The organism is Chishuiella sp. (assembly GCF_032109125.1).
GTDB lineage: Bacteria > Bacteroidota > Bacteroidia > Flavobacteriales > Weeksellaceae > Empedobacter.
Map to the genome: position 1 here is coordinate 13,358 of NZ_DAMCLZ010000001.1, position 14,523 is coordinate 27,880.

The following is a 14,523-nucleotide window of genomic DNA, read 5'->3' on the forward strand; positions in this document are numbered from 1 at the left end:
AACATGCGAGTAGTCTTTATGGGAACGCCAGAATTTGCGGCGACATCTTTACACGAAATAAATACAAATAGTGATCACGAAGTAGTAGGAGTAGTAACTGTTCCAGATAAACCATCTGGAAGAGGTCAAAAAATGAATATTTCTGATGTTAAAAAATATGCATTAGAACATGATTTACATTTACTACAACCAGAAAAATTGAGAGATGAAGATTTTATTGAAAATTTAAAATCTTTGAATGCTGATGTTTTTGTTGTTGTTGCCTTTCGTATGTTACCACAAGTAGTGTGGTCTATTCCTGCAAAAGGGACATTTAATTTACATGGTTCTCTTTTACCTCAATACCGAGGTGCAGCTCCAATTAATTGGGCAGTAATGAATGGAGATAAAGAAACAGGTGTAACAACTTTTTTAATTGATGAAAAAATTGATACAGGTAATATTTTAATTTCTGATAAGGTTACTATTGGAGAAGATGATAATGTAGGTAAAATTCATGATGAGCTTATGCAAATAGGAGCAAAGTTAGTAGTGAAAACATTAGATGGTTTAGAAAATGATTCTTTAAAACCCCATCCTCAAGATGAAACATTAGAATTGAAACATGCCCCTAAAATTTTTAAAGAAGATTGTAAAATCGATTGGAATAATTCAATAGATACTATTCATAATAAAATACGTGGATTATCTCCTTATCCATGTGCTTGGACTACGTATGGAAATGATGAGACATATAAGACCTTGAAAATTTATGCTGGTGTAAAGACTGATTTAGTATTAGAAGCTGATAATTTTCAATTGGTACTACAGAAAAATAATTTATATGTAAAGTTACCTTCAGGTAGTTATGAAATTTTGGAACTTCAGCCCGAAGGTAAGCGAAAAATGTTAGCTAAGGATTTTATCAATGGACATCAAAATGAAGCGTTATTATTTGTTAAATAATTTAATTTTTTCTGATATTTGACACTTTTTTTAAAAAAATCATTAAAAAAGTTGAAATTTTTTGTCTTGAAACTTGCACAAATAAAGGGAAAGAGTATATTTGTGTATAAATTAATTTAAAAATTTACAACTATGAACAAATCAGAACTTATTGACGCAATTGCAGCAGACGCTGGAATTTCTAAAGAAGCTGCTAAAAAAGCCTTAAATTCATTTACTGAAAATGTAACAAAAGCTTTAGCAAAAGGAGATAAAGTTGCTTTAGTAGGATTTGGTACTTTCTCAACATCAGAGAGAGCTGCTAGAACAGGTATCAACCCACAAACTAAAAAAGAAATCAAAATTGCTGCTAAAACTGTAGCTAAATTTAAAGCTGGATCTGAATTATCAGGAGCAGTTGATACTAAAAAGAAAAAATAATTTTTTCTTATAAAATATAAAAAAGCCTTGGGAAACCAAGGCTTTTTTTGTTATATAATAAAATTATTATTGTTAAGAAATACACTATAACAAATAAACTGTATAATATTTATTAACTTTGTAGAAAATAATAGTTCTACTGTCTATGCTAAAAAATAAAAGATATATAATAATTATATTAAGTGTCTTATTATATGTAGTAACATCATGTTCTACAAATAAAACTTCTAAGAAAATTGTTTATAAAAGAGTTGAGAATAAAGTTACAAAACCAGTTCAACCTATAAAAGAAGAAAAACCAACTGTAACAACAGCTATAGTAAAAAAAGCAGAAGTTTTTAAAGTTGATTTACCTCAAATAAATAGAGAATTTAGGGCTGCTTGGGTTGCTACAGTGGCAAATATAAATTGGCCATCCAAAAAAGATTTAACAACTGAACAACAAAAAGAAGAGGTTATAAAAATGTTAGATATGTTGGAGGCTAATAATTTTAATGCTGTTATTTTTCAAGCAAGACCATCGGCTGATGCATTATATAAAAGTAACTATGAACCTTGGTCATATTTTTTAACTGGTCAAGAGGGTAAAAGTCCATTACCTTATTATGACCCTTTGAAATTTTGGATAGATGAAGCTCATAAAAGAGGTATTGAATTACATGTTTGGATAAATCCTTATAGAGCTCATCATAGTAGTGGAGGTCCCGTAACAAGTGAATCTATGGTTAAAAAATCTCCATCAAATATTGTTCGTTTAAAAAATGGAATGTATTGGTTTGATCCAGCTGATAAAAGAACCCAAAATCATGTATCTGAAGTTGTAAAAGATATAGTAACAAGATATGATGTAGATGGAATTCATTTTGATGATTATTTTTATCCATATGCTTCTTATAATGGAGGTGCAGATTTTCCTGATAATACAACTTGGAATGAATATAAAAGAACTGGAGGAACTTTATCTAGAGCAGATTGGCGTCGTGAGAATGTTAATACAATTATAGAAAGAATTTACAAAGAAATAAAATCAGAAAAACCATATGTAAAATTTGGTATTAGCCCTTTTGGAATATGGAAACCAGGTTATCCTTCTGGAATTACAGGCTCTTCGCAATATGATGAGTTATATGCAGATGCAAAATTATGGTTAAATAAAGGTTGGGTAGATTATTTTTCTCCTCAATTATATTGGCCTATTAATTCAACAGGGCAAAGTTTCCCTAAATTATTAGAATGGTGGAAATCAGAAAATACTCAAAACCGTCATCTTTGGCCAGGTTTAAATACTGTTGAGGTTAAGGTTTCTGATAGAACAGCTGAAATAACAAATCAAGTAAAAATGGCTGCTCAAATATTACAAAATAATGTTGGTGTTGTTCATTGGTCTGTTGCTGGTTTAACAAAAAATCCATCTATGCTTAATTATTTAAAAGAAGGACCTTATAAGGAAAAGGCGTTGATCCCTAGTATGACATGGATAAAATCAACTCCATTAGAAAAACCAAATTTATATATCAATTCAAAACCAAGTGCTCTTACAATGAATTGGAATGATAGTAAACCATCTAATAATATTTCTAAATGGGTTGTGTATTCTCGATATAATAATGATTGGGAGACAACAATTGTAGATGGATTAATAACAAGTGAAACAATGCCTAAATTAAAGAACGGTAAAAAGTTAACAGCAGTAGCCATTAAAGGTGTAGATCGTTTAGGAAATGAAAGTGATTATACAGCCGTAAAAATTGATTAATACAATAAAAAAATATATATTTAAAAAAGGCAGAATTAAGTATTAACTTAATTCTGCCTTTTTTGAAATAACTAATATATTTCTATAATAAAATGTAACATTTTGTTGTCAATGATTACTAATAAAAGACTAACAATAATTATAAAAAAAATTATAGATGAAGAAATTACTTATGTCAATTTTATTTGTAGGATCAATTACTTTTGGTCAGCAAATAAAATTTGATGAATATACACTTCCAAATGGATTACATGTAATCTTACATCAGGATAACACAGCACCTGTTATTACTACTGGAGTTATGTACCATGTTGGTTCTAAAGATGAACAAGTTGGAAAAACTGGTTTTGCACATTTTTTTGAACATCTATTATTTGAAGGAACTGAGAATATAAAAAGAGGAGATTGGTTTAAAATTGTTTCTGCTCATGGAGGTTCAAATAATGCTAATACAACAACAGATAGAACATATTATTATGAAACTTTTCCATCAAATAATTTAGAATTAGGATTATGGATGGAATCTGATCGATTAAGACAGCCAATAATTAATCAAATTGGAGTTGATACACAAAAAGAAGTTGTAAAAGAGGAAAAACGTTCTCGTTTGGATAATCAGCCTTATGGTAAATTTTCCTATGGAGAAGCCGTAAATCCTCATGTTTTTAAGAAAAGTGGATATCGCTGGAGTGTGATTGGGTCTTTTGAGGATTTAAGTAAAGCTAAATTAGAGGATTTTAAACATTTTAGTCAACAGTATTATGTTCCTAATAATGCAGTTTTAGTTGTAGCAGGAGATTTTAAAACTGATGAAGCAAAAAAATTAATAGAAAAATATTTTGGAGTTATTCCTCGAGGGAAAGATGTTGTAAAAACTGTTATTCAAGAAGATCCAATTACAGAAGAAATTCGCGCTACAGAATATGATGCAAATATTCAAATTCCATTATTAGCTATTAATTATAGAACACCAGGTAATAAATCAAAAGATGCATATGCATTAGAAATGTTGTCTAGTTATCTTACCGGAGGTAAATCATCTATACTTTATAAGAAATATGTAGATGAAAAGAAAGAAGCTTTACAGATTTTTGCTTTTAATCGTCAAATGGAAGATTATGGAATTTATTCAATAGGTATATTACCACAAGGCAATATTTCTTTAGATAAATTAGAAAATGATTTACAACAAGATATAGAACAAGTACAACAAAATTTAATTTCTGAGGAAGATTATCAACAAATTTTAAATGGAGTTGAAAATGATTTTGTTTCATCAAAATCAGGCGTTGAAAATTTAGCACATGCTTTAGCTGATGCTTATATGTTGGGTGGAAATACAAATAATATCAACGAAGAATTAAAAATATATCAATCTATAACAAGAGAAGATATAAGAAATGTTGCTAAGAAATATTTGAATAAGAACCAACGTGTAATTATTAATTATTTACCAGAATCTAAAAAAGCTGTAAAATAAACGACTGAAAATTATGAAAACAAAGATATTATCACTTACAATAGCATTTATGGCTATTAGTCTTAGTGCACAAGTTACAGTTCCAATGCCTAAATCTGGACCAGCTCCAACAATAAATTTAGGAAAACCGAATGAATTTAAATTAAAAAACGGATTAACAGTTCTTGTTGTTGAAAATCATAAATTACCAAGAGTTTCTGCTACATTAACAATTGATAATCCTCCATTTGCATTAGGTACTAAAAAAGGAGCAGAATCTCTTTTAAGTGAAATGTTGGGAACTGGTACAACAACAAAATCAAAAGATGCATTTAATAAACGTATAGATTTTTTAGGTGCTAATGTTAATTTTTGGGATGAAGGAGCTTCTGCAAGTTCATTAACTAAATATTTTAATGAAATTTTTAGTTATATGGCTGATGGGGCTATTAATCCAAATTTTACAGAGGCAGAATTTGCAGATGTTAAAAAACGATATATAGAAGGATTAAAATCGAATGAAAAATCTGTTGAAAGAGCAGCATCTAGAGTTTCTAATGTTTTGGTTTATGGAAAAAATAACCCATTTTCTGAATTTGACACACCAGAACAAATAGAAAAAATTACACTACAAGACGTTAAAGATTACTATAATACCTACTACAAACCAAATAATGCATATTTAATTGTTGTTGGAGATATTTCGACAAAAGAAGTAAAAGCATTAGCAGAGAAGAATTTTAAATCTTGGCAAGCAGGAAAATTAGATATTCCAGCTTTCCCAAAAGTTGATGAGGTTAAAAAAACGGAGTTAGATGCGATTAATATGCCTAATGCTGTACAGTCTGTTGTTTCTGTTTCTTATCCAGTAAATTTAACCAAAAAGGATCCTGATTATTATGCAGTACTTATTGCTTCTACAATTTTAGGTGGAGATTTCAATTCTAAATTGAATATGAATTTACGTGAAGCTCACGGTTGGACATACGGAGCTAGAGGAGGAGTTTCAGATTCTCGTTTTATTGGTCGTTTTAGTACAAATGCAACAGTTCGTAATGAGGTTACTGATTCTGCTGTAATTGAAACGATGAAAGAGATTAAAGGAATGACAGTAAATAAAATTGACCAAAAAACATTGGAAGATGTAAAAGCTAAATTCTTAGGTAATTTTATTTTGACTTTAGAACGTCCTCAAACAATAGCAAACCAAGCTTTAACAAAGAAAACAAACCAATTATCAGATAGTTTTTATGCAGATTATATTAAAAATATAAATGCTGTAACAGTTGATGATGTGTTACGTGTTTCTAAGAAATATTTTCGTCCTGATGAAGCGAAAATTATAGTTACTGGTAAATTAGAACAAATAGCGCCTTCTTTAGAGAAATTAGGTTATCCAGTAAATTACTATGACTCGTATGGTAATAAAACTGATAAGCCAACATCTGGAGTAAAAACGACAAATGTTACTGTAGCCCAAATAACAGATAATTATTTTAAGGCAATTGGAGGAGCTGATAAAGTAAAAGCAGTGAAATCGATTTTTCAAAAAGGAAAAATTGAAACAATGGGAATGAATGGTGAGTATATTAAAAAAGACTTAGCACCAAATAAAACTATTACTATAATGAATATTGGAGGAATGACAGTAAAACAGGTTTTTGACGGTGAAAAAGGATTTTATGATATGGGGCAAAAAGTTGATTTACCTGCTGATATGATTGCTTCTTTAAAAAAGACAAATACATTATTTATTCCATTATCTGATGTTTATAAGAAAGCAAAAGTAGACGGAATTGTTACTGAAAATGGTAAAGATTATTATAAGGTAATTATTTCTGAACTAAACCGTACAGATTATTATGATATAAAATCAGGTTTGTTAGTGAAAACAGAACAAGTTCAGAAAACACCACAAGGAGATGTTGTAGCTTCAACAATAAATAGCTCTTATAATACATTTGAAGGGATTTTATTTCCTACTGATATTGTGACAGAATCTGGTGCACAAAAAGTAGAAATTACGATAAAAAGTATAGAAGTAAATAAAAATGTATCAGATAAAGATTTTAAATAATTCTTTTTAAATATTTTCAATTAAAAGGGCAATCTTAGAATAAATAAGATTGCCTTTTTATATTATTCCTTAATGGGTTTTTAATCAATAAATCTTATTTTTGATAAAATTTTAAAAAAATAAAAATACATATAATGACAAATATAAATTGGCAAACTGTAAAAGAATACGAAGATATTACATTCAAGAAATGTGATGGAGTAATGCGTATAGCTTTTAATCGTCCTGAAGTTCGTAATGCATTCCGTCCAAAAACTGTTTTCGAATTATTAGATGCTTTTCAATTAGCGGAAGAAGATAGAGAAGTAGGTGTAATTTTGTTAACTGGAGAAGGACCTTCACCTAAAGATGGAGGATGGGCTTTTTGTTCTGGAGGAGATCAACGTGTTCGTGGTGCAAAAGGGTACGAAGGTCAAGACGGTGTTGGACGCTTAAATATATTAGAAGTACAACGTTTAATTCGTTTTTCTACGAAAGTTGTTGTAGCAGTTGTAAATGGTTGGGCTGTAGGAGGAGGACATTCTCTACATGTAGTATGTGATATGACGTTAGCCTCTAAAGAACATGCTATTTTCAAACAAACTGATGCAGATGTTGCTTCATTTGATGGAGGTTATGGCTCAGCTTATTTAGCAAAACAAGTAGGTCAAAAACGTGCACGTGAAATATTCTTTTTAGGATTAAATTATTCTGCTCAAGAAGCCTATGACATGGGAATGGTTAATTTAGTTGTTCCTCATGATGAATTGGAACAAGTAGCTTTTGATTGGTCACAAGAAATCTTAACGAAATCTCCAACAGCAATTAAAATGTTGAAATATGCATTTAATTTAGTTGATGATGGTCTAGTTGGACAACAAATTTTTGCAGGAGAAACAACACGTTTTGCTTATGGAACTGAAGAGGCAGTGGAAGGAAGAAATGCATTCTTAGAAAAACGTCCAAGAGACTTTTCTAAATTCAGATAATAAATTTGTTAAAGTTTATTGATGTAATTAAGGTAATAAATTTCATAACGCATAAGGCAAAGTAATTTGGGAGAAGAACTAAAAAGAATTCTTTTGTTTATTGTTTATATTGTAGGATTTATAAAATTATATCCTAAAGGAACAAAAGTAGAGAAAAGAGCACTAATTATAACAACAGTAATATTGGTTATAGTGACCATATTATTTTACTATGGTTAGTAAAGATTTTTTTTTAATTTTTTAAAATTATGTTTATTCTTTTGGACAATTGCTCCGCATCGTGCTTTCTGCTATATCTTTTTAGATTGGACATTGAGCGGATGTCGAAATGTATCCAATCTAAAAAGGATGCCGCGTCAATCACTATTGTAAATTAGTGATTAGAATTAATTCTTTTAAACAATTTCAATATAATAAAGCGGTACCAAAAGTATCGCTTATTTTCTTATTTGACTTGGTAAAATACCATATTTTCTTTTAAAAGCAGCTGAAAAACTTCGTTGATTCTGATATCCCATTTGATACGATATATCACCTATGTTTAGCTGATTATCAATTAATAATGCTTTGGCTTTTTCCATCTTCAAATCGTTCCAAAAACTAAAAACAGTTGTTTCAAATAATTCTTTAAATCCTTTTTTCAACATAAATTCATTTGTACCTACTAAATGAGCCAAATCAATTAAAGAATATGTCGAATCAATATGATTAATTATATACTCTCTAACTGCGTGTATTTTATCTATATCTTTTTTCTTTAAAGTACTTGTAGTAAAACTTTCATTGTAAGTAAATTGTTCTAATTGAAGCATTAATAATTCTATAACTTTTGATTCTAGAAACATTCGCTTAAAAATACCCTCACGTTTACAATTTGTTATATCATGTATAATCTGATGCATTTGTAATGTAATTTGATAATGTTGAGTATTCAATAAATTAGAATTTTGTTGTTCTATTGTATTTCTAAAAGAATCATAAATTTTATGATTTTCAGGAAGAAAACGTTTAAAGAAATGCGGAGCTAAATTTATTTCACATAATTGAAAAATATCTTCTTCCCATTTCATTTCTCCACAAAGACCATTCGCATAAATGATATTATGTCGATACGAATCAAAACTTATACTTTTACCAAATTTTTCTGCAATTGCACTACTTTTACCTTTTAGAGCAAAATGCATTTCTATTGTTTCAAAATCTGTTTCAAAACCTAAATTAACTTCTCTTGCTAATTTTGCATTTCCATAACCTATGTGTATTCCTTCAAAAAAAATCTCTTTATAATAACCATTTGCACCAAAATGATCTAAGTGTGTTATTGTTTCTGTTAATGAATTGTCATGTGTGATAGGGTTAGGATATGCCTTTTCCATTAAGGTGTATCCCATTGTTTTATCATATAGTCTCAAGTTCATAGATTAAATTTTAATTTATCCTTTATTCATACATTTTTATCCGTTTCACTGACTTCTTAGGATTTCTGAAACTTTAACTTTGCCAAAGATATAAGTTATTTAGAATAATTCTTAATAAATATGAAGGAAAAAGTAAATAAGAAAAAAGGAATTGTTAGACTATTAGAAATTGCTGGAGCTAGAAAAATAACATTATTTTTTTCAGGTTTATTAGCAATATTACATGCTTTTCTTAGCTTGATTCCATATGTTATAGTATTTTATATTATAAAGGAATTAACAAAACAAGATATAAATTTTACATTAACAAAAACATATATAATTTATGCTATTATTGCAGCTATTTTAAGTATGTTTCTACTCTTTTTATCAGGAATATTATCTCATATAGCAGCATATAATATACTATTTGAACTTCGAAAATATATTGCAGATAAAGTAGGTAATTTACCAATGGGATATCTATCAAACTACAATTCGGGTGCTTTAAAAAAAATATTAGCAGACGATGTAGAAAGAATAGAAAATTTCATAGCACATCAAATTCCAGATTTTGTAAAAGGTGTTAGTTTACCCATACTTACTATTATATTCTTATTTACTCAGGATTGGAGGCTTGCTCTTATTAGTTTTCTTCCCTTAGTTGTTTTAGTGGTATTACTTCCGAAAATGTATGGAGGAAAAAATAAAAAATTAATACAGGATTATCATCAATCTTTGGAAGATATGAATGCAGGTATTGTAGAATATGTGAGAGCAATGCCTGTTATGAAAATTTTTGGTCAGTCTGCAGAAACATTTGATAAATATGGAAATACAGTAAAAAAGTTTAATGGTTTTGTGGGAGAATGGATTAAGAAAAGTACTCCAAGTTTTGCAATATTTATGAGCTTTACAAGTAATGCTATGTTACCTGTTCTAGTTTTAGGATTATATCTTTATTTTAATAATGGACTTTCTTTATCAACTTTTCTTCTTTTTTTGATTTTAGGAACAGGCTACATAAAACCTCTTTTTGTATTAAGCAATATGGGAATGCAGATTTCAATAATAAATAGAGGAGTTGAACAAATAGATAGTTTATTAAGTAAAAATGAATTAAAGAATAATTCTGTAAAACTATCTCCTAATAATTATAATGTAATCTTTCGTGATGTTTCTTTTGCTTACGATGAAAAAAATCTGGTTTTAAATAATATAAACTTTGAATTGAAAGAGAATACTATTACAGCTATAGTAGGACCTTCTGGAGCAGGAAAAACAACTTTAGGACAATTGTTATCTCGTTTTTGGGATGTTCTTGATGGAACAATAGAAATAGGAGAAATAGATATAAAAAAATATCCTATAGAACAATTAATGGAAATGGTATCCTTTGTTTTTCAAGAGAGTTTTATGTTTCAACAAAGTATGTATGATAACATAAAAATGGATATGAATAAAACTAGAAAGGAAGTCGAAAACGCAGCAAAAGCAGCTCAAATACATGATTTAATAGTTAGTCTTCCTAATGGTTATGAAACAATGTTTGGTCAATCTGGAGTCCATTTAAGTGGAGGAGAGCAACAACGTTTTCAATTAGCGAGAGCAATATTGAAAAATGCACCAATTTTAATTTTAGACGAAGCAACAGCTTTTGCAGATCCAGAAAATGAATATAAAATTCAGATTGCATTCAATGAATTAATAAAAAATAAATCAGTTCTTATCGTAGCTCATAGATTAAGTACAATTACAAATGCAGATCAAATTATTGTTTTGGATAAAGGAAAAATTGTATCAGAAGGAAAACATGACCAATTGTTAGAAAAAAGTAGTGTTTATAATAGAATGTGGAATGCACATATAAGAGCTAAAGATTTTGTGATGTAAAAAATGAAGAAGAGAAAATAATGCAAAAAGAAAATATACAACTTAGTCATGTATTATATCGTGTAAATGATTTACATGAATCTGTATTTAAACTTCAAAAAGAAGGTTTTGTAGTAGAATATGGAACAGATCCAGAAAAAGCTTATAATGCAATTATATGGTTTGAAGAAGGAATATTTGTTGAAATTTATACTAATTCAGGATTATCATTACCAATAAGATGTATGATAAAACTATTTGGTTATCAATCTGTTTTAGGTAGAATAAATAAATGGGGAAATATAGAGAATGGCTGGTGTGAATGGTCATTAGAATCAAGAATAAAAAAATTAGATATAGCAAGAGAATTTTTTAAAAATGAAAAAGAACCTTTCAAATTTCATAAGGCAAAAAGAAGAGATATTAATAATCAAATCTTGAAATGGGAATTACTAATGCCTAATGATATTTATTTTCCTTTTATAATGTCAGCGTATACTCCAAATCCAAGACCTCGTAAAATTGAACATCCTAATGGAATACAGTCTGTATCTAAAATAATTATAGGTAAAGACAATTTAAACATTTCACTTTTAGATAATCTTCTTCTGGATAAGACAGGTTTACAATTAGTAAAAGATAAGATTGGTTTACAGTCTGTAGAATTTGAAAATAGTACATTAAAAATCGAACATATTTTAATTTAATAAAATAATATACAATACAATGAATAATCAATTAAAAATAAAATTAGCCTTTTTATCATCTATTATAGCTTCAATTTGTTGGGTAGTAGGAGACATGTTTGTTGCAGGATTTGAAGTTAATCCATCAGATTATCCTCTTTTTTCTGAAACTTACGCAGATCAGGTCGATGTTGTTTTAGCAACTCTTATGTTAGAAGGATCAACAAATAGGTTAATGTTCGGAGCTTTAATTGCAGCTATGACTGCTGTACTTTTTTTACCTGGAATCTGGTTATCTTATCAATTTGTAAATAATCAATTTAAAACAAAATGGATTGCTTGGTCAAATTATTATTTACTTATTCTTAGTGTTTTATTAATGCCACTTGGACATGCGGTTTATTATTATGTAGGAGAAATATTCAAAGCAATTTATTTTACAGATAAAATTGCTCATCCTTATCTTTTAAAGATAGCATCAGGATTTACAACGAGTTTATATATTACTTGGGGAACAGCTATTATTGTTATGTTTATAGGTTGGATTATCTATGCTATTTTTATATTTTTAGGTAAAACTTCATTACCAAAATGGTTTGGTTTTATAACACCGTTTTTTTTAACCTTATATCAACAGCCTATAATACATTTCATGCCTTCTTCAGAATTAAAAGGTTGGATAGGATCTGCTGGATTTAATATTTCCTATCTAATCTTTTTTATTCTACTTTTCATTTTATACAGAGATAAACTTTTAATCAAAACAGAAAATCATGATTAAGAATCTAAAATACGTTACTTCTTATAATCGGAAAGAAACCTATAAAGTAATTTTTTGGGAAGTTTTGCATAGTATATTTATTGCGGCTCCTTCTGGAATCTTACTAGTTGTAATTTGGGAATTATTTTCTGATAAACCTAATTTATCAAAAATTTGGATAGTGACAGTTCTAATGGGAATGATGCTGATTATTCAATTCTTTATAGCATCTCAATCTATGATTAAATCGAACCTTTTGGTTTATGATCTTTCTAAAAAATTGAGAATTAATTTAGGGAATAGGATACAGAAATTTTCACTTGGATTTTTTAAACAAAAAGATCCTGGAGAAATAGCTTCTATTATTTTACAAGATGTCGCAAATTTTGAAGGTATTTTTGGACATAGTATAGGAAACTTGGCTTCGGCTATATTTGGAACAACTGTTTTATCTATTTTTTTATTTATTTATGATTGGCGTTTAGCATTATGTTTGTTATTAGCATTACCTCTGATTTACCCATTTTTGGCTTTAGCTAATTATCTTGTTTCAAGATTAGGACGTAAACAAATAGAAGCAAGAAATAATATGGGAGCTAAATTTTTAGAATATGTTCAGGGAATACAACATCTAAAATCATATGGGATAATTGGACAAAAACATAAAGTTCTAGAAGAATCTTTTGAAGATATTCGAAAAAAAAGTATTAAGCTAGAAGCTATACCTGGACCTTTCATTGTAACTGCAGCAATTGTGTTTGAGATTTGCTTTTTGATTATGGTTGCTTTAGGGTTATATTTTCTGAGTGGTAATTCAATCACTATTCCTGTATTAATTACTTTTTTGATTATGGGATATAATCTTTATAATCCTTTAAAAATTATAATGGTAGATTATATAATGCTTCGTTATATGAATGAAAGTCTTCAAAGAATTATAAACGTTTTAGAAGCTCCAACAATGGAAACTTCTAAAAGTGAATTTCCATCACATTATGATATAAATTTTGAGAATGTCAATTTTGGTTATCAAGAAAAACAAATTTTACATAATATTAGTTTTAGTGTTCCAGAGAAATCAATGCTGGCTTTAGTTGGTCATTCAGGTTCAGGAAAAACAACGATAGCTTCTCTCATAGCTCGTTTTTGGGATATAGATTCAGGAAGTATAAAAATAGGGGGAATAGATATTCGCTATATCAATCAAGCATCTTTCTATGAATTAATTAGCGAGGTTTTTCAAGAAGTTTATTTATTTGATGATACAATTTATAATAATATAAAAATTGGTAAACCAACAGCAACAAAAAAAGAAATTATGGAAGCCGCTGAAAAAGCAGAGGTTTTAAGTTTTACTTTTGATTTTCCTGAAGGATTAGAAACTAAAGTAGGTGAGGGGGGAAATAAAATTTCTGGAGGTCAAAAACAACGTATAAGTATAGCAAGAGCTTTATTAAAAGATGCACCAATTATTTTATTAGATGAAGCAACAGCAAGTTTAGATACTGAAAATGAGATTTATATTCAACAAGCTATACAAGAATTAGTGAAATCGAAGACAGTTATTGTTATTGCTCATAAATTAGCAACAATAAAAAATGCAAATCAAATTTTGGTTTTAGAAAAAGGTCATATTGCAGAAATAGGAACACATAATCAATTACTAGAAAATGGTTCTATTTATAAAAAAATGTGGGACATTCAGCAAAAATCTGGAGGTTGGAAAATTTAAAAAAGTAAAGCCCAATTTATATTGGGCTTTACTTTTTTAAATTTATCATTTTATTTTACCTAAATTCTCAGCTATAGTTTCTATAAAAGAAGTTAGAGGTTTTTTAGCCATCATTTCTATCATCATATTAAAATTACCTTCAAAATCAAGAGCAACTTCAGAAGAATTTTCATCTATAGCATCTATATCTATTGTTAGCGTATATTCAAAAGCTGGAGCAGGAGATTCAAAAACAATTTTAGATGGTTCTATAGACTCTTTCAAACGCATTCCAACTTTAGGTAAAGCACCAACACCAACAGTAAAACCATTCCCAGTTTCATGAACTTCAAATGATTTTGTATCTTCAGGCATTAATTGCTCATAATTTTTCATATCTAATAAGAAATTATAAGCTTCTTGTTGATTTTTAGCAAAGCGTACTTTATTTGTATTTACCTTCATATCCTTG

General features: G+C 28.6%; 12 protein-coding genes. 10 read left to right on the plus strand and 2 right to left on the minus strand.

The window, feature by feature from the left end:
- Positions 1-3 precede the first annotated feature (3 nt).
- The 6 genes from fmt to RT575_RS00090 all read left to right on the plus strand — a co-directional run bounded on the left by fmt (position 4) and on the right by RT575_RS00090 (position 7,625).
- Positions 4-945: a methionyl-tRNA formyltransferase gene (fmt, locus tag RT575_RS00065; protein WP_313577846.1), complete on the plus strand. Its 942-nt coding sequence runs from the start codon at positions 4-6 to the stop codon at positions 943-945.
- A gap of 132 nt (positions 946-1,077) precedes the next feature.
- Entirely contained in the window at positions 1,078-1,365 is a 288-nt protein-coding gene (locus RT575_RS00070) for an HU family DNA-binding protein (protein WP_019975917.1), read from the plus strand.
- A 145-nt stretch (positions 1,366-1,510) separates the two neighbouring features.
- Positions 1,511-3,121, plus strand: a complete 1,611-nt coding sequence (locus RT575_RS00075; RefSeq protein WP_313577848.1) for a family 10 glycosylhydrolase — start codon at positions 1,511-1,513, stop codon at positions 3,119-3,121.
- 157 nt (positions 3,122-3,278) lie between these two features.
- Positions 3,279-4,601 (plus strand): pitrilysin family protein, encoded by a 1,323-nt coding sequence (locus tag RT575_RS00080; RefSeq protein WP_313386740.1) that lies wholly within the window; start codon positions 3,279-3,281, stop codon positions 4,599-4,601.
- Between the two features lie 13 nt (positions 4,602-4,614).
- Positions 4,615-6,657 carry a pitrilysin family protein gene (locus RT575_RS00085; protein WP_313577850.1) on the plus strand — a complete coding sequence of 681 codons (2,043 nt, stop codon included), beginning with the start codon at positions 4,615-4,617 and terminating at the stop codon, positions 6,655-6,657.
- Positions 6,658-6,791: 134 nt separating this feature from the next.
- Positions 6,792-7,625, plus strand: a complete 834-nt coding sequence (locus RT575_RS00090; RefSeq protein ID WP_313577852.1) for a 1,4-dihydroxy-2-naphthoyl-CoA synthase — start codon at positions 6,792-6,794, stop codon at positions 7,623-7,625.
- 437 nt (positions 7,626-8,062) lie between these two features.
- On the opposite strand, the gene RT575_RS00095 is transcribed toward RT575_RS00090, so the two are convergent.
- Positions 8,063-9,043 (minus strand): AraC family transcriptional regulator, encoded by a 981-nt coding sequence (locus RT575_RS00095; RefSeq protein ID WP_313577854.1) that lies wholly within the window; start codon positions 9,041-9,043, stop codon positions 8,063-8,065.
- 120 nt (positions 9,044-9,163) lie between these two features.
- Between RT575_RS00095 and RT575_RS00100 the strand changes: the two genes are divergently transcribed.
- From RT575_RS00100 to RT575_RS00115, 4 genes are read left to right on the plus strand one after another with little or no spacing between them, the layout of a single operon-like run.
- On the plus strand, positions 9,164-10,915 hold the full coding sequence (locus RT575_RS00100; RefSeq protein ID WP_313577856.1) for an ABC transporter ATP-binding protein: 1,752 nt from the start codon (positions 9,164-9,166) through the stop codon (positions 10,913-10,915).
- Positions 10,916-10,935: 20 nt separating this feature from the next.
- Positions 10,936-11,601, plus strand: a complete 666-nt coding sequence (locus tag RT575_RS00105; RefSeq protein WP_313577858.1) for a VOC family protein — start codon at positions 10,936-10,938, stop codon at positions 11,599-11,601.
- A gap of 19 nt (positions 11,602-11,620) precedes the next feature.
- A complete protein-coding gene (locus tag RT575_RS00110; RefSeq protein ID WP_313577860.1) occupies positions 11,621-12,361 on the plus strand; it encodes a DUF6796 family protein in 741 nt (246 codons plus the stop codon).
- Positions 12,354-14,072, plus strand: a complete 1,719-nt coding sequence (locus tag RT575_RS00115) for an ABC transporter ATP-binding protein (RefSeq protein WP_313577862.1) — start codon at positions 12,354-12,356, stop codon at positions 14,070-14,072. The genes RT575_RS00110 and RT575_RS00115 overlap by 8 nt, the downstream gene beginning before the upstream one ends.
- 45 nt (positions 14,073-14,117) lie before the next feature.
- On the opposite strand, the gene RT575_RS00120 is transcribed toward RT575_RS00115, so the two are convergent.
- On the minus strand, positions 14,118-14,516 hold the full coding sequence (locus RT575_RS00120; RefSeq protein ID WP_313577864.1) for a hypothetical protein: 399 nt from the start codon (positions 14,514-14,516) through the stop codon (positions 14,118-14,120).
- Positions 14,517-14,523: the final 7 nt, after the last annotated feature.